Origin of the sequence: Aminiphilus circumscriptus DSM 16581, from assembly GCF_000526375.1 — a bacterium.
GTDB lineage: Bacteria > Synergistota > Synergistia > Synergistales > Aminiphilaceae > Aminiphilus > Aminiphilus circumscriptus.
The window spans coordinates 929,993-945,684 of the sequence record NZ_JAFY01000007.1 but is presented as its reverse complement, the minus strand read 5'-3'; the positions used below and the strand labels follow the sequence as shown (position 1 = coordinate 945,684).

The window sequence follows — 15,692 nt, the reverse complement described above, 5'->3', positions numbered from 1 at the left end:
ACATGGAGAAGCCTCTGATTCTTCTCGTGGATGACGATCCCGACCACGTTGAACTTCTTCTGCGCTCCCTTGAGCGGGGGGAGGGGGCGTTCCGCTGTGTGGTTGCGGAAAACCTCGCCCGGGCGAGGGAATGCCTTGCGGAGCGGCTTCCCGATCTCATTCTCGCCGACTACCGTCTTCCCGACGGAGTTGGAAAGGACATCATCCAGGACGCTGCGGGGCGTGTTCCCGTGGTGATCCTCACCAGCCACGGAGACGAGCGGCTCGTGCGGGACGTGTTCCAGGCCGGAGCCTTCGACTATGTGACCAAATCTCCCGAATCCTTTGTCCTCATGCCGCGCATCGTCGACTGGGCGCTTCGGGAATGGCGGAGCCGCACCGCCCGCCAGCGGGCGGAGACGGCCCTCATCAAGCAGGGGCGTTTTCTTAACGTGCTTCTGGAGGCCATGCCTCTTCCCGTCTTCTACAAGGACGCCGGAGGTGCCTATCTGGGCTGCAACAGAGCTTTCGAGCGGGCTACGGGAGTGTCCCGGGAAGAGATGATCGGCAAGACCGTCATGTCCATGCCGGGAGAACAGAACGAAATTCTCCGCCAGAACGACGAGGCGCTTTTTCTCCGCCCCGGAATGCAGCGCTACGAATTACACCTCCCCGGCGCCGAGGGATCCATGCGGGATGTGATTCTCACCAAGGCCACCTTTCCCGACGCGGAGGGAAATGTGGCAGGTATCGTCTGTGCGGTGATGGACATCACCGCACAGAAGGCAACGGAGGAAAAACTCCGTCGCTCCCTCGAACAGAATCAGATTCTTCTCCGGGAAGTGCATCACCGGGTGAAGAACAATCTCCAGGTCATCATCTCCCTCCTCTCTCTCCAGCTCGCGGAAGTGACGGAGCCGCACCTCCGGGATGTGCTCCTGGAGAGCCAGTCCCGAATCCGCGCCATGGCGCTCATCCAGGAACAGCTCTATCGGGAGGGAGATTTTGCCCATCTGGATTTTCACCATTATGTCTCCAGCCTCGTTTCCCAGCTCGTCGCCGTCTACCGGACGGAGGATCGCCCTGGGAGCCCTTCGCCGCGGATCGAGGTGGAGTCGGTCTCCCTGACGCTGGAGCAGGCTATCCCCCTTGGATTGATCCTGAACGAAATCGTGACGAACTGTCTCAAGCACGCCTTCCCCGAATCGTGTTCGCGACCGGTGGAGGAGCGGGAGATTCGTATCGGTCTGTGGCGTAAGAGCGATCATGTCCTGCTGGAGGTGGCGGACAACGGGGTCGGACTGCCCCCGGATCTGGAGCAGCGAAGAACCCGCTCCCTGGGGATGCGTATCATCGACACCCTGACCCGACAGCTCGAGGGAGTCGTGCGAATGGAAGACGAAACACAACAAGGCGGCGCACGGATTCGTGTGCTCATCCCGGCGCTGCACGATGCGACATGACGTGAGGCGGATGCGCCGAGGAAAAGAGACGCTCTTCCGCCTCACGCTTTCTCGAAAAGGGGTACAGGAACTGCGCCACTCCCGGGAGCGGCCGTCTTCGGCGGGATTTGCCTGTCCGGGGGAATTCGGTACGACAACAGCCGGCGGAGCCTGTTTCATGCACGCATGAGGCCCCAGCCGGAGAAGGGCGCGCGCCTGATCGCGGTGCGCCGGAGAAATCTGGAGGGAGGCGGCAGTATGGAGGAACAGTATGGAAAGGATGACCGGGAACAGGGCAGGGGGACGCTTGCCGTGTGGGGAGGCGAGATGCCGCTGAAGGGGGGCAACGCCACGCAGGTTCCCGTGGTGCACAGCGTTGCCTTCGGGTACGGAGATGTGGAGGAGTGGCTCGACGTTGCCCTGGGGAAAAAGGCCGGGCACATCTACGGCCGGAACACCAACCCCACGGTGGCCGCCTTCGAGGAGAAGATCCGCCTGCTCGAAGGCGCCGAGGCCGCCACGAGCTTTTCCACCGGCATGGGCGCCATCTCGGGTCTGCTCTTCGGTCTGCTCTCCTCGGGTGCGCGGGTGGTTTCCCTGAAGGACACCTACGGCGGAACGAGCAAGGTCTTCCTGGAGTTCTTCCCTCGGGTGGGCATGGAGGCGGTGCTCTGCGACACCACGGACTTCGGCGCCATAGAGGCGGAGATCGCCCGGGGCTGCGATCTGCTCTACCTGGAGACCCCCACGAACCCCACCATGAAGGTGGTGGACATCGCCCGCCTCGCCGGGGCGGCGAAGAAGGCCGGTGCCGTCGTGGCCGTGGACAATACCTTCGCCACGCCGATCAATCAGAACCCCCTCGCCCTCGGGGCCGACCTGGTGGTCCACAGCGCCACCAAGTATCTGGGAGGTCATGCGGACGCGCTCGGCGGCGTGGTCTGCGGCAGGGCGGATCTGGTTCACCGCATCTATCACTACCGGGAGATCACCGGAGCGACCCTGCATCCCATGTCGGCCTACCTGCTGCTCCGGGGCATGAAGACCCTCGAGCTTCGGGTGTCCAGGCAGAATGAGAGCGCTCTTGCCCTGGCGAAATTTCTCCAGGGGCATCCCAAGGTGGAGAAGGTCTTCTACCCCGGATTGCCGGAACATCCCGGACACGATGTGGCCTGTCGCCAGATGCGGGGTTTTTCGGGCATGCTGAGCTTCCTCGTCCGGGGTGGCTTCGATGCGGTGAAGCGACTTCTGCCAAACCTCCGCTATGCCCACCTCGCGGCGAACCTCGGCGCGGTGGAGACCATCGCGGGGCCGCCCGCCACGACGAGCCACGTGGAGTGCACCGTGGAAGAGCGCGCCGCCTTGGGCATTCCCGAGGGACTGATCCGCTATTCCGTGGGCATCGAGAACGTGAGCGACCTCAGAAACGACCTGGAGGAGGCCCTGGCGAAGCTCTGACCGTCCCGTCGGAAGTGACAGGGGTTTTCCTTTCTCTGTCGAAAAGGGTTTCCCGTGGTCCCGTCGCGTGGGAACCGTGCGTGCGTCTCTGCATGTGTACCACTGCCGTTCGCGTCGCCGCCGGGATGAACCTATTCCGGCGGCGACGTTCCTGACCGACGACGGTGGCACGTGGTATCCAGTGGGTGGATTTACACTTCAAACGCAACAAGGGCTAAGGGAAGGGAGACACCCCGAGAAAAAACAGAGAGGTCCACGGCAAGGCCTTCGCTAAGATAGAGTCGCTACAACAGCCAGCTAGCGGGAGAAACCGGCCATGAGCCGCCACCATCTTGCCAGAGACGAGCGCGAGATCATCGTCATCGGCCTGCGAATCGGAGTATCCCCGCAGGAGATCGCTTCCCGGATCGGGCGTTCCAGGAGCACCATCCGCCGGGAGATTCCGCGCAGGCGGCGGCGCCCGTGACGACAGCGGAGTTCGAGCTCAGGACCGCTCTGGCAAGGTTCGCGAATCCTGTCGAAGGTCTCTGAAACTGTCCGATCCCTTCGTTCTGGAGATCCTGCGCCGGGGAATGAAGAAACACTGGTCCCCGGCGCAGGTGATTCACCGGGAGCAGCTTTTCCTCGCGGTTCCCACGGTGTACCGTAGAAACCGCCCGAGGCCTTCTGGGAGCGATTCGGCCCTTGCTTCGCCGCAAAGGGAACGTCTTCGTTCCCTTGTGGCCGCCCCCCTGAGAAGCAGGGCTTCGACCCCCCTGGCGAAAGCGGTCCCATGGATTCTTGATGGAGCGCCCTGCAGCAGCATCACCGTAGACAACGGCAAAGAGTTCGCCCGACATGCCCGGATGAGTAAGGAAAGGACTTCCGGAGCGTGAGCCGGGAGGAGTTGGATCAGTACGTATCGCTCCTCAACAACAGGCCACGAAAGTGCCTCGGATGGCGCACTCCGGCGGAGGTCTATCGGGAGCTGGCTCCACCTCCGTTGCGTTTGACTTGACAATCCAAGCCCCTTTTTCGTGAATATGGAGAGGTTTTTCGAAAAACGGACCGGGTTTTCCGGCGGACCCGGAAGCCGAAGGACGCTTTGTTCCTTTCGGAAAAGGCTGCCTTCGCGGTGAAGGCGGCGCGAAAGAACGCCACAATCGAAACCATCACGGAATCCCCTCGGAGAGCGTTTCTCTCCGAGGGGATTCCGTCATTTTGGATGCAAAAAAGAATGTCCTGAGGCAGCCTTGTCGTTTCCAATTAAAAGATGTAGAATCACTTGGATTCTTTTGATTCTTTTTTGAGATGAAAAAAGGGATTTTTTCTTTCTTTTGGAGAGGGAGATGCGTTTTCAAGAAAAAGAAGTTCATTATCCCGGTGATCCCGGTGCTGTGCTGTTTTGTGCGCCGGAACATGGAGAAGAAAAAGCAGGTTGAAAATGAATCGATCCGAATTAAAAATGAGACGAAGAAAAAAGGAGGATGCGATCATGAAGAAAATTGAATCTGCGGAGGACATTCATTCGGTCCTGGTGGTGGGTGCTGGAACCATGGGAAGTCAGATCGCCCTGCAGTGTGCGCTGTGTGGCCTGGGTGTGACGCTCTACGACGTGGACCGGGCGAAACTCGACGAGGCCCGGGGGAGAATGAGCGGCGAGTATGCCGCGTCCCTCACGGGTCTGGGCTTGCGGGAGGCGGAGACGGTTCGGAAGGTTATCGATGGCATCGAGTTCACCACGGACGCCGCGGCGGCTGCGGCGGAGGCGGACCTGGTGAGCGAGTCCATTCCGGAACGACCGGAACTCAAGGCAAGGGTGTTCGGCATGTTCGACGGACTGTGCCCGGAGCGGACGCTCTTTGCCACGAATTCCTCCACATTGCTGCCCTCCATGATAGCCGAGGGAACGGGGCGCCCCGACCGCTTCTGCGCCATGCATTTCCACATCTACGTGTGGGTTGCCAACGTGGTGGACATCATGCCCCATCCGGGAACGGCGCCGGAGGTGGCGGAGATTCTCCGGCAGTTTGCCCTGCGGATCGGACAGGTGCCCATCGTGCTCAAGAAGGAACAGGTGGGGTATGTCTTCAATACCATGCTCTGTGCGCTCAACGATGCCGCGCTGGGGCTCGTCGCAGACGGGGTCGCCTCGGTGGACGACGTGGACCGGGCCTGGATGGGCGTAATGAAGACCCCCATCGGTCCCCTGGGGATTCTCGATTTCGTGGGCCTCGACACGGCCATGACCATCACGGAATACTGGGCGGAGCGCACGGGAAACAAACGACTCGTCAGTAACGGGCAACTGCTCCGGAGTTATGTGGAGGCGGGGCGTCTGGGCATGAAGAACGGAAAGGGGTTCTACGACTATCCCGCTCCGCGCTACGCCGACGAGGACTTCGTCTCTTCCGCCTCGAAATAGTAGACCCGGATGAACTGGTCCTGAAGCGCGAAGGACCAGTGCACGTTCTGGAGCAACGAGGCGGCCTCCTCGCATTTTCCTTCTTCGAGGAGGAAGACAAATTCCCGGTGCTCCGCCATGGAGCGCACTTCCCAGTCGTGGATGAGTTCGTCCCGGCGTGGCATGAAGTCGTAGAGGCGCCTCCGGTAGTTGGAGAGCAGACGCAACAGATGGCGGTTCCCCGAAAGACGGGGAAGAGTACAGTGGAACTCGGTGTTCAGGTCGTTGTACTCCTCGGCGTTACCCCGGCGCCACGCCGTGTCCATGGCGTCGTTGATGGAGGCCAGTTCCGCAAGAACTCCCGGAGTGATCAGCGAGGCCGCAATGCGGACCGTGCTGGATTCAAGGGCGCCGATGATTTCGTAGAAGTCCTTGATGTCCCTCTGGGAGAGTTCGTTCACCACGATGCCCCTGCGGGGAAGGATGGTCACGAAGCCTTCGCCTTCAAGTTGCAGCAAGGCGTCCCGCAGGGGGGTCTTGCTGATGCCGAGCTGGCTGCTCATCTTCCGGAGGTTGATGGAGGCGCCGGGAACGATCTCCCGTTCGTTCATCTTGCGTTTCAAGTAGTCGTATACCTGTTCCCGAAGTGGTTTCGTGAAGAGAACATCGTCGCCGTTCATGGGGAGGCCTCCATCGCCTGGGGTGTCGCTTCCTAGGAAATCACGTTGTGTATACCAAGGGATCGGCTCTTTTGTCAATCTCCGAATGACGCATGATGATGGTATACAGCACCCGAACCTCTCTTCCTCTCTCCTTCCCCGAAGGTTTTCCCCTATTCCGTTCGTAAAAACGTGTTTCCTTTTCGACGCTCCGTCCCCTTTGGATCTCGCTCCGGCGGGGTGTCCGCCGAAACGATTCGAGGCACTGCTTTCGCCCGGGTCCTGCTCCGACAGGCCGGTCACAGGTCACCGCCGGGGAACGAGCCGCTCCCCGGCGGCCTTTCGCTGCCGCGTGCCCTCACGCGCCTCCGTTTTCCCCGGAAACGAGGGCGGCGTGATTTTCCATCCGGAAAAACGCCGCTTTTTCCTGCAGTGCTTCGGACACGCGGGCGAGCGTCTCCGCGCCAGAGGCGACCTCTTCCGTCGCGGCGGCCACGTCGAGAACGCGGGAGCGCACGGTCGCGGCGATGGAGGAGGCGTTGTTCACCCGTTCCGCTACGTTCTGTACCGCTCCGGCGATTTCTTCGCTGGAGGCGGCCTGCTCCTGGGAGACCGCTGCCATGTCCTGGGCGACGAGGCCGATGGTGCGCAGGGCTTCGAGAATGCGGGCGATGGTCGCCTCCGTTTCTGCGGCGAGATCCCGCGCCTCTCCCGATTTTGCGGCGTTCTGCTTTACCGCGGAGACGACGCCGTCCAGATCCCGAGTAATGGTCTCCGCGAGGTCCGCGATGTTGCGGGCTGCGGTGTTGCTCTCCTCCGCGAGTTTGCGCACCTCCTCGGCGACCACGGCGAATCCTCTTCCCGCATCGCCCGCCCGAGCCGCCTCGATGGCTGCGTTCAGCGCGAGGAGGTTCGTCTGGTCCGCGATCTGGGAGATCTGGGCGACAAAGCCCTGGATGTTCCGTGCCCGGGTTCCCAGTTCCACCACGGCTCCGGCGGCGTTCTCCGAATCGATGGCCACGCCGCGGATGCTTTCCACGACTTTCTTCACAGCGGCAATGCCCGTTTGGCCCTCTTCTTCGGCGCGTTGAACCTGCTCCGCCGTATCCGCGCTGCGCTGCGCCGCCGTTTGAGCTCCGGCGGCGACTTCCTCGACGCTGGCGTTGATCTCCTGTCCCGCCGCGGCAAGGCTTTCCATGGCTTCGCTCACGCGCTCCACGCCGTTCTTCGTCTCTTCCACGGCATCGTTCGTCCTGTGGGACAGCTCGTTGAGGACTCTGGCGGTGTCCTCAACCCGGGAACCCGCAGCGAGAATGCCGGAAATGGTGTCCCGGAGCGTTTTGACCATTTCATCCAGGGCCTGTCCCATCTCGGCGATTTCGTCCAGCCCTGCGGTGTCGAATGCGACCTGGAGGTTCCCCTCGGAGAAGGCGCGGATTCCCTCGCGAATCGAGGCGAGGGGCTTTACGATGGCTCGGGAGATGGTGACGCCGAAGAGAGCGGCCAAAAGCAGCGAACCGAGGGGGATGAGGACAAGGAGGCGTTTTGCCCTGCCGGTCCGGATCTCGTTTTCCTCGTTCGCCTGCTCCGCCCGCGTCACCCGGGATTCGGCGAGGGCGACGAGCTTTTCCTGAACGGCTCGGGATTGGCGGCGTACGTTCTGCTTGAACTGCTTGAACGCCTCTTCCTTCCTGCCGCCCGTCGCGAGTTCCGCCATGAATTTCCACGCCCGTCGGTAGTTTATGACGTCGAGAGAGAGTTTTTTCAAAAGTTCCTGTTCCTCTTCGTCGAGGTCCGTCTTCGTGAATTTTTCGAGAAGGTCATCGGTTGTTTGAGAAAGCACCGAGAGGCGGCTTCTGATGTCGGCGATCTCCTTTTCCTCCGTCTCGAGGATCAAGTGAAAGAGGAGTGCCTCCACTTCGTTCTGGCTCGTTCGGAATTCCTCCACCAGTCTCAGGGGAACGAGATTGTCCCGGTACATGGCGGAGAGTGATGCGGCGCTCCGGGTGTTGTAGGAGTAGCCGGTCCAGCTGACGAGAATCATGAGGGCGACGAGAATCCCGACGAGGCCGAGGATCTTCGTTGCCGTTTTCAGATCACGCATCCAGCGCATGTGCACACGTCCTTTCCGGGGGTGTTTCGCGGCTTCCGATCGTCGGAGTTCCTGTTTTCAGGGGTTCCAGGGAAGCGCCCGAGAAGGGCCAGAGCCTTTCTCAGGGATACCTGGGCCTGTTCTCGATGTGGCGGGCGAATTCCTCAATGCCGATGGTGCTCATGAGAGTGTTGTTCTCACGCCACAGTTTTTCCAGCCTGGGGGGCAGTTCCGTGGTGGTGCAGGGGAATGCGTCGCACTGGAAGCAGTAGTCCACTTCGTGTTCCCGCACGCAGTGCTGCACGCGGCAGGCTTGGAAGAGACAGCTTCCGCTGCGGCATCCCCGGCATTCCCCTTGCGCGAGATGGTCGAGAAGGCGCCGGAACGCCGCGTACTCGGCAAAGACGGGGGTGGCGGCGGCAAAACGCTCGGCGTAGGTGTGGAAATTTTCTCCCAAAAGGGTAATCAGTTCCTGCGCGGACTTGCGAACCGGCCCGTCCGCGAAGGCGATGCACTTGCCGCAGTCGAGACCACAGGGGGCAACGCGGCAACGCAGTTCTTCGTAGGGCATGCGTTCCTTCCTCCCGATCGTTCAGCTTTCCCCGCCATTGACGAGGAGACCCTGCTCCCGAGCCATCTGTTCAATGGTGCGGAATTCCACGTTCCGAGGATCCTCGGGATGCCCCTGGTATGTTACGGTACCGGCGATGCGCGGCGGATCCCCCGTCTGCGGGTCTTCGATGGAGACGCACAGAAGAACCGTGTAACCTTCCTTCTTAAGAGCCTGGATGATTTTCTCCATGCCGAGAATGGCAGGTTTCTTCATGGTTTCCACGTGTGACACCGTCCTCATGTTAATTTCAACCATATAAAGTATAGCACGAATCACTGGTGGACGAATCCGCCGTTTTGGCACAATTTTGCCGGCCCGGGCATCGTGTGTGTCGGCACGGTTGCGACGAGAGACGGATCCCGTCTTCGGAGCACGGGAGCAAGAGAAGCACCTGTTACGGAACTGGGCCTGGTCTGTGGAGGGCGTGTTACATTTCTCCTCTACCTTTGATGGTGTCGTAAACGCCGGGCACCGGAGTGCGGCGGCACATCCGGCCCGCTGGAAGAAGCGGAGTATGTGCACCCTGGAATGGAGCGTTCCCGGGGGTATGGTGTCGCGGCGGATTTCGCGACGAGCAGACACGGAGGTGGAGAAAATGACATTCAAAACACGCCTGACGCTCTGTACTCTCGCAGTGTTCCTGGTGACCCTGGGCCTGGCAGGAACAGCCTATTACCGGAGCGCGGGCATCATTCTCCGCCAGGCGGACCAAAGCGAGAGCACTACCGGCCGGTCCGGCGCCCAGGCCTTCGAGAACTGGTTCCGGGGGCTCGAAAACGTTCTCGGAACCGCGTCGCGCAACATGGCTTACATGATCGAGAACCTGGGCATTCTTCCCGGCACCATGGGGGACTATGTGCGGGACCTCACGGAGCAGTCCCGGGAGAAGGGTTTTTTGGACCTGTATCTTGCCCTGCCCGACAGAAGCCTTCTCGACGGGAACGCCTGGTTTCCTCCGGAGGAGTACGACCCGAGGGAGAGCGAATGGTATCGGGAGGCCGTCGCCGCAAAGGGATTCGTCCTCACCGCCCCTCACGAGGACATCAGGACGGGCGAGACCGTGGTTACCCTTGCCGTTCCCGTCGCTTCCCTCTACGACGACAAGAGGCTCTTCGGCGTCTTCGCCGCGGATATCCGGATCGGTGATCTGGGGATCCGGGCGGGCGGTGAAGGAAAGACGGGACGTGTCTTTCTTCTCGACCGGGAGAATCGCATCCTCGCCGGTCCCGATTCCGCGCTCGCCCTTCGTCCCCTGGACGAGGCGGGGACGTGGACGTCGGACATCGCTTCCATCCCCGAGGACGGAACGAGTCTGCGGGTGGCGGGCGGGGAAGGAACGTGGCGGATCTACGGGTACGCCCTTCCCTACGGTCTCCGGCTTGTGAACGTGGTGGACGAGGCGGAGACGCTGCGTCCCGTGATGCGTCTCGGTCTGGAGCAGCTTCTGCTCGCCCTCGCCGCGGCGGTCGCGGTGGGACTGCTTGTCTTCGGCGTGGGCAGAAGTCTCACCGTACCCGTGGAGGCACTGCTCCGAGTCTCCCGGAGCGTCGTGGAGGGCAATCTCCTCGTGGAGGCCCGTGCGTCCGGGGCGGACGAGATGGCCCGGATCGGCGGCGCGCTGAACGGCATCATTGCCCGGAGTCGGGAGATGCTCCTTCGCCTGCGTGGTGATGGCCGCCGTATCGGCGCCGAGGCGAAGGAGCTGGAGGCGGTTGCCGGAACGATCTCCGGCGTGGTGCTCCGGGTGGAGACGGAGTGCGCGGGACTGAAGGAGCGGATGGCGGAGAACATGCTTGCCCTGGAATCCGCTCTGGAGACGACTCTCCGGGCCGCCGAGGGGGCGGAGGCCGTGGCTGGGGCGTCGGCGCGCTCGAGAGAAGATGTCCTTGCCCTGCGTGACGAAGCAGAGGCGGCCCGGAGCATCGGGGAGGTCGCCAGCGATGCTGTCCGCTCCATGGCGCAGGGGTTTGAGCACATCGACGAGGCGGTGCGCCGTCTCCGGCAGGAGGCGGAGCAGATCGGCGGCATGGTGGAATCCATCTCCGCCGTGGCGGCCCAGACGAACCTGCTCGCGCTGAACGCTGCCATCGAAGCCGCCCGGGCCGGTTCCGCGGGGCGTGGGTTCGCCGTGGTGGCCGAGGAGGTGCGCAAGCTTGCCGGAGAAAGCCGAAAAGCGGCGGAACGGGTGGGTGTTCTCGCGGAGACCATTCTGGAGGGAACCGAAGGAGTGTTCCTCGCCGCGGAAGAGGGTCGGGAGCTTGGTGTGCGCGGGTTGGAGCGTTTTTCAGACATGGAGGTCCGCATGACGGAAGTGCACCACATGGTGGAGGCCGTCACCGCCCGTATGGGCGATACCGCCGAAACCGCCTCCCTGCAGGCGGAACGGAATCGGGAGATTGCCCTTGCGGTTGAGCGGGTTACCCGGAGTGTCGCCGGAACGGACGCCACCACCGGGGCCATTTCCATGACCCTGTCGGATCTCACGGGAGGAATGCGGCGGCTCCGCCAGGCCGCCCTGGGGCTCAACGAGCTGCTTGAGACGTCGGAGCGGCAGCTTGAAGGATACGTACTCGACGACCCCGCGCCCGAACTGGTTCCCTGTCAGGGGCGCTCCGTCCCGGCGGCGGAAGTGCCCGCTTCCGAGCTGCACCGGCTCGGTCGCGCCTGGTTGCCCCGAAAAACGACCGCTCCGCTTCCGTCATCCCTGCCGGCTTCGTCGAAAAGAAACCGACACGTCGCCGGAGCGGCATGATCTGAACGGAGCGGCTCAGGGTGCATTCTCCCTTTCGAACAAGAGGGAGCTTTCTCTTTTTTCGGAGAGATCTCGACCTGTTTTCGGTTCGAACGAAGGGCATCCGGAGGTACCTGTTTTCTTTATGAAGCGTGGAAGCCTCGCCGCAGGCGCATCGGGCGGGGTTTGCTCGCGGAGGTCTCCGCCGGTCCGCCTACCCGAAATGCATGGTATCATCGAAACGATGCGGCAGCATGATCCGTGATTCGTTTCGAGGGGGAGTGGAATGGGTATGCTCGTGCGGTTTTTCGAGCGGAGGCTGTTTCGTGCGTCGCGGTGTCTCGTTCCCGTGCCTGACGGCGGTGTCTTCGACCGGGAGGAAGTCCGCTTCGCCTCCCTGGACGGAACGTCCCTGTGGGGGTGGCACGTGGTTCCCCGGGGCCGGGGAGCTTCCACCTCGGGAGCGTGTCTTCTCGTATGCCACGGCAATTCGGGAAACCTCTCGACGCCCTTCCGGGTCGGGTTGATGGAGACACTGGCTCTGGCGGGGGCGCGCTTCTTCATCTTCGACTACCGCGGTTTCGGCAAGAGCGGTGGTGTTCCCTCCGAGGCGGGAACCTGCCTGGACGCCGAGGCGGCGTGGCGCCACCTCGTGGAGGAACGGGGGGTGGACGCGAAATCGGTGGGAATCTTCGGGCGTTCTCTGGGAAGTCCCTTCGCGGCGAAGCTCGCCGCGGATCACCCGGAGACGCCCTTTCTGGTTCTGGAGTCGGCCTTCCGCTCCCTTTCCTCCATGGCGGGGGTGCGGTTTCCCTGGCTGCCCGCATCGTGGACGGAGCGTCTCTGCGGAGAGCGCTTCGCCACGGAACACCATCTCCGGCGTTTGCGGACGGGCGTTCCCATCCTCTTCCTCCACGGCACGGCGGACCGGCTGGTGCCCTTTCGGGAGGGGGAGCGCCTCTTCGAGGGGTTTCCCGGAAAAAAAGCACTCGTTGTTCTTGAGGGAGCAGGGCACATGAGCTACCTGTCGCACCGCGACGCCTATCTGGAGGGCTTTCGTGCGGGGCTCGCGGAGCTGCTCGGGAATGTTCCCTGGTGAGGGGACGAAGGCCGGACCTGAGGTCGCTTCCCTACCGCCTCGAAGCATGCGGACCGAAAGTATAGCCCGGGATCACTCTAGGCCGAGGCGGCTTGCCAGGGAACGCAGTTCCTTTTCCGCGCTTCCCACGTAGACGGACTGATTGTGGAAGAGCACGCCCACGGGCTGGCCGTTGTGCGTGTTGGCAAGCTCCGTGAGGAGCATCCGGGCGCCCCGGACGTAGCGCCGCACCTTCTCGAACTTCTCCAGGTCCTCCGGAGAGAGCGTGGTGTTGCCGAGGTTTGTTTCCTCCGGGTGTTGTATCTGTTTCAGCCATCCTGTCTGCTTCATCCACACGGGGAATCCCTCCTTGACGTGGTCTCCGTTTTCCGGTCTTTCCGATGTTTTTCCCGTCCGTTTCCCGCCTGTTCCGTGCTTTTCGAGCCTGCCGTCCGTCCGTGGGATCGAGGACTCTCACGGGGTCCTTTCTCCGCATGTTTTGGGCATACCAGGCGTGTGGTCTCGTTGTGCCATGCAAAGGACTGTCGCCGGGGCGGATATGTCGCATAGTAGCAGAAATGGTGGCGGAGAAGTGGCTTCATGAACTAGTATAGAAACTAGTATAGACAAAAGAAACGGGATGGCATCCTCCTCGCCGGTGAGATTGCCGAATCTCCCGATCCCTCGAGGAGGCCGGGTGGGAGCGAAGGAAGTGGGCCACGCCGATGGACAAGGGGCATGACGGAACGACGCAGACGGTCCTGCACGGTCAGGTGGAGCGAATTACCTACGCGGACGACGCCGGTGGCTACGTGGTGGTCAAGGTGCGCGTGAAGGGCCGCTCGGACCTGGTGACGGTGGTGGGAGCGTTCCCCTGCCCCCAGCCGGGGGAGACGGTACGCTTCGCTGGAACATGGCAATCCCATGCGAAGTACGGGGAGCAGTTTCGAGCGGACCACATGGAGACCACCGCTCCCGCCACCGTCACGGGAATGGAGAAGTACCTCGGTTCCGGCCTCGTCAAGGGCATCGGTCCGGTGATGGCGGGGCGGATCGTGCACGCCTTCGGCATGGACACGCTGGATGTCATCGAGGGAACTCCGGAACGGCTCCTCGACATCGAGGGGATTGGGGAGAAGCGGCTTGCCCGCATCACCGGGGCCTGGGCGGAGCAGAAGGAGATCCGGAACGTCATGCTCTTTCTCCAGTCCCACGGAGTGAGCGCGGGGTTCGCCGTGAAGATCTTCCGCCAGTATGGCAGCGCGGCTCTGAAACTCCTGCGGGAGAACCCCTATCGCCTCGCCACGGATATCTGGGGGATCGGTTTTCTCACGGCGGACCGTATCGCCTCCCGCCTGGGGTTTCTCGAGAATTCGCCGCTGCGCCTGGAGGCGGGGGTGCTGCACGTGCTGCACACGCTCGCCGACGAAGGACACGTCTATTGTCCCCGGGACGTGCTGGTGAAGACCTGCTTGGACGTGCTGGGAGAGAAGCGCCGCAAGGACGAGGGCGTCGCGGGAGCGCCGGAGTCGTCCAAGTCCGGCACCGGCCCGGACGGGAGCGCGGCGGGGTTTGCGGAAGGGGCGTCCGCGAAGAGGGCGGAAGGCATGGACGGCACGAACTCCGTCTCCGGAGAGGCGACGGCGGAGGACATCCTTCGGGCCATCGCCTCCGCGACCGCGGCGAACCGGCTTGTGGTGGACGCGCATACTCCGGGAAGAGGTACGCCGAAGGTGGGGACTCTTTCCAAAGAGGAATCCTTTCCGCAGGAACTTTCCGCCGACGGCGGGGAGGAGTTTGCGCCCGCGGTGTATCTCGCCAAGTACCATACCTGCGAGGAGGGCATTGCCTCGGGGCTGCTCGGCCTCTGTCGGTGCGGTGCGTCGCCGGCGCGGGAGTTTTCCCCCGCCGCCGTGGAGGCGGTGCTGCGGCGTCTGCCCATCACCCTGGCGGAGGCGCAGCGCGATGCCCTCCGGATGGCCCTCGGCTCTCGGGTCTCCATTATCACCGGAGGCCCAGGAACGGGAAAGACCACCATCCTCAAGGTTCTTCTCGAACTCTTCGCCGTCCGGGGGCGGACCGTCCTGCTGGCGGCCCCCACGGGGCGTGCGGCGAAGCGGATGGCCGAGGCCACGGGGCGTGCGGCGAAGACCATCCACCGGATCCTCGAATACGCGCCTTCCCGGGGAGCCTTTTCCCGGAACGCCTCCCGGCCGTTGGAGTGTGACCTGCTCGTGGTGGACGAGGCGTCCATGATCGACACAGTGCTCATGTACCACCTGGTCATGGCTGTGCCTCCCGGGGCGTCCCTGCTGCTTGTGGGGGACATTCACCAGCTTCCCTCCGTGGGGGCGGGAAACGTTCTGTCCGATCTCATCCGGAGCGGGGCCTTTCCCGTGACCACCCTCACGGAGATCTTCCGCCAGGCCCGGGAGAGTCGCATCGTCCTGAACGCCCACCGTATCAACGCGGGGAAAATGCCACGGACGGAGAGCGCCGGGGAGGAGCTGACGGACTTCTATTTCATCGAAAAAGAGGAGCCCGAACGGGTGGTGGACATCATTGTGGCCCTCGTGCGGAATCGGATTCCCCGGCGCTTTGGCCTCGATCCCGTGGAGGATGTCCAGGTGCTCACGCCCATGCACCGGGGGATTGTGGGGGCGGGCAACCTCAACCTGGTGCTCCAAAAGGCACTGAATCCCCGCTCCCTCGACGCCGAGGCGGGGTTTCTCCGGGGAGGGCGCGTCTTCGCCGAGGGAGACAAGGTGATGCAGATCCGGAACAACTACGACAAGGAGGTCTTCAACGGCGACCTGGGGCGCATCGTCCGGGTGGACCGGGAGGAGCAGACTGTGATGGTTCGCGTGGAGGGGCGGGATGTGTCCTACGATTTCTCCGAGATGGACGAGCTGGTGCACGCCTACGCTGTGTCGGTGCACAAATCCCAGGGATCGGAGTATCCCGCGGTGGTCATTCCGCTGCTCACCCAGCACTACATGTTACTCCAGCGAAACCTTCTCTACACGGCGGTGACACGAGGGAAAAAGCTCGTCGTCCTCGTGGGCACCCGGAAGGCTCTGGCCATCGCGGTGGGGAACGACCGCCGGGAGAAGCGCTATTCCCTGCTGGCGGAGCGAATCATGGCCGCCCGAGGCGAAGCGGCGCTGCCCGCTCCGCCGCCGGGTCGATGACGGAGGTCTCACTGTCGGATCCGCAGAGGCTGTCCCGAAGGAGGCTGCCTCGCTCTGCAGCGCTTG

Annotated in this window: 13 protein-coding genes; 8 read left to right on the top strand and 5 right to left on the bottom strand. The window is 62.8% G+C overall.

The window, feature by feature from the left end:
• The first annotated feature begins 2 nt into the window (after positions 1-2).
• From K349_RS18295 to K349_RS0115345, 5 genes are all read left to right on the top strand, one after another.
• Positions 3-1,442 carry a sensor histidine kinase gene (locus K349_RS18295; protein ID WP_169731367.1) on the top strand — a complete coding sequence of 480 codons (1,440 nt, stop codon included), beginning with the start codon at positions 3-5 and terminating at the stop codon, positions 1,440-1,442.
• A 237-nt stretch (positions 1,443-1,679) separates the two neighbouring features.
• Positions 1,680-2,879, top strand: a complete 1,200-nt coding sequence (locus tag K349_RS0115365; protein ID WP_029166632.1) for a cystathionine gamma-synthase family protein — start codon at positions 1,680-1,682, stop codon at positions 2,877-2,879.
• Positions 2,880-3,195: 316 nt separating this feature from the next.
• Positions 3,196-3,345 carry a helix-turn-helix domain-containing protein gene (locus K349_RS18920; protein WP_084460436.1) on the top strand — a complete coding sequence of 50 codons (150 nt, stop codon included), beginning with the start codon at positions 3,196-3,198 and terminating at the stop codon, positions 3,343-3,345.
• A gap of 106 nt (positions 3,346-3,451) precedes the next feature.
• The gene (locus tag K349_RS19250) at positions 3,452-3,754 is read left to right on the top strand and encodes a hypothetical protein (RefSeq protein ID WP_157367416.1); all 303 of its coding nucleotides are present in this window, start codon (positions 3,452-3,454) and stop codon (positions 3,752-3,754) included.
• 599 nt (positions 3,755-4,353) lie between these two features.
• Positions 4,354-5,283: a 3-hydroxyacyl-CoA dehydrogenase gene (locus K349_RS0115345; protein ID WP_029166630.1), complete on the top strand. Its 930-nt coding sequence runs from the start codon at positions 4,354-4,356 to the stop codon at positions 5,281-5,283.
• Here the strand turns inward: K349_RS0115345 and K349_RS0115340 are convergent.
• The 4 genes from K349_RS0115340 to K349_RS0115325 form a co-directional block, all read right to left on the bottom strand.
• Complete coding sequence (locus tag K349_RS0115340; protein ID WP_029166629.1) at positions 5,244-5,942, bottom strand: GntR family transcriptional regulator; 699 nt, start codon at positions 5,940-5,942, stop codon at positions 5,244-5,246. The genes K349_RS0115345 and K349_RS0115340 overlap by 40 nt on opposite strands.
• Positions 5,943-6,279: 337 nt before the next feature.
• Positions 6,280-8,034 carry a methyl-accepting chemotaxis protein gene (locus K349_RS18290; RefSeq protein WP_029166628.1) on the bottom strand — a complete coding sequence of 585 codons (1,755 nt, stop codon included), beginning with the start codon at positions 8,032-8,034 and terminating at the stop codon, positions 6,280-6,282.
• A gap of 100 nt (positions 8,035-8,134) precedes the next feature.
• Positions 8,135-8,584, bottom strand: coding sequence for a DUF3795 domain-containing protein (locus K349_RS0115330; RefSeq protein ID WP_029166627.1), 450 nt, complete (start codon positions 8,582-8,584; stop codon positions 8,135-8,137).
• 21 nt (positions 8,585-8,605) lie between these two features.
• Positions 8,606-8,848 carry a hypothetical protein gene (locus K349_RS0115325; RefSeq protein ID WP_029166626.1) on the bottom strand — a complete coding sequence of 81 codons (243 nt, stop codon included), beginning with the start codon at positions 8,846-8,848 and terminating at the stop codon, positions 8,606-8,608.
• 373 nt (positions 8,849-9,221) lie between these two features.
• Between K349_RS0115325 and K349_RS0115320 the strand changes: the two genes are divergently transcribed.
• Positions 9,222-11,378 (top strand): methyl-accepting chemotaxis protein, encoded by a 2,157-nt coding sequence (locus tag K349_RS0115320; RefSeq protein ID WP_169731366.1) that lies wholly within the window; start codon positions 9,222-9,224, stop codon positions 11,376-11,378.
• 265 nt (positions 11,379-11,643) lie between these two features.
• Entirely contained in the window at positions 11,644-12,456 is an 813-nt protein-coding gene (locus tag K349_RS17465; protein ID WP_029166624.1) for an alpha/beta hydrolase, read from the top strand.
• A 72-nt stretch (positions 12,457-12,528) separates the two neighbouring features.
• On the opposite strand, the gene K349_RS0115310 is transcribed toward K349_RS17465, so the two are convergent.
• Positions 12,529-12,792, bottom strand: a complete 264-nt coding sequence (locus tag K349_RS0115310) for a hypothetical protein (protein ID WP_029166623.1) — start codon at positions 12,790-12,792, stop codon at positions 12,529-12,531.
• 368 nt (positions 12,793-13,160) lie between these two features.
• Between K349_RS0115310 and recD2 the strand changes: the two genes are divergently transcribed.
• Positions 13,161-15,626, top strand: a complete 2,466-nt coding sequence (recD2, locus tag K349_RS0115305; RefSeq protein WP_029166622.1) for an SF1B family DNA helicase RecD2 — start codon at positions 13,161-13,163, stop codon at positions 15,624-15,626.
• Positions 15,627-15,692 lie beyond the last annotated feature (66 nt).

What these genes read in the sequence shown, in the direction of transcription:
- K349_RS0115320 (WP_169731366.1), top strand. Translation starts at nt 9,222, where the DNA reads ATGACATTCAAAACACGCCTGACGCTCTGTACTCTCGCAGTGTTCCTG.
- K349_RS18920 (WP_084460436.1), top strand. Translation starts at nt 3,196, where the DNA reads ATGAGCCGCCACCATCTTGCCAGAGACGAGCGCGAGATCATCGTCATC.
- K349_RS0115345 (WP_029166630.1), top strand. Translation starts at nt 4,354, where the DNA reads ATGAAGAAAATTGAATCTGCGGAGGACATTCATTCGGTCCTGGTGGTG.
- K349_RS0115365 (WP_029166632.1), top strand. Translation starts at nt 1,680, where the DNA reads ATGGAGGAACAGTATGGAAAGGATGACCGGGAACAGGGCAGGGGGACG.
- K349_RS18290 (WP_029166628.1), bottom strand. Translation starts at nt 8,034, where the DNA reads ATGCGCTGGATGCGTGATCTGAAAACGGCAACGAAGATCCTCGGCCTC.
- K349_RS0115340 (WP_029166629.1), bottom strand. Translation starts at nt 5,942, where the DNA reads ATGAACGGCGACGATGTTCTCTTCACGAAACCACTTCGGGAACAGGTA.
- K349_RS18295 (WP_169731367.1), top strand. Translation starts at nt 3, where the DNA reads ATGGAGAAGCCTCTGATTCTTCTCGTGGATGACGATCCCGACCACGTT.
- K349_RS0115330 (WP_029166627.1), bottom strand. Translation starts at nt 8,584, where the DNA reads ATGCCCTACGAAGAACTGCGTTGCCGCGTTGCCCCCTGTGGTCTCGAC.
- K349_RS17465 (WP_029166624.1), top strand. Translation starts at nt 11,644, where the DNA reads ATGGGTATGCTCGTGCGGTTTTTCGAGCGGAGGCTGTTTCGTGCGTCG.
- K349_RS19250 (WP_157367416.1), top strand. Translation starts at nt 3,452, where the DNA reads ATGAAGAAACACTGGTCCCCGGCGCAGGTGATTCACCGGGAGCAGCTT.
- recD2 (WP_029166622.1), top strand. Translation starts at nt 13,161, where the DNA reads ATGGACAAGGGGCATGACGGAACGACGCAGACGGTCCTGCACGGTCAG.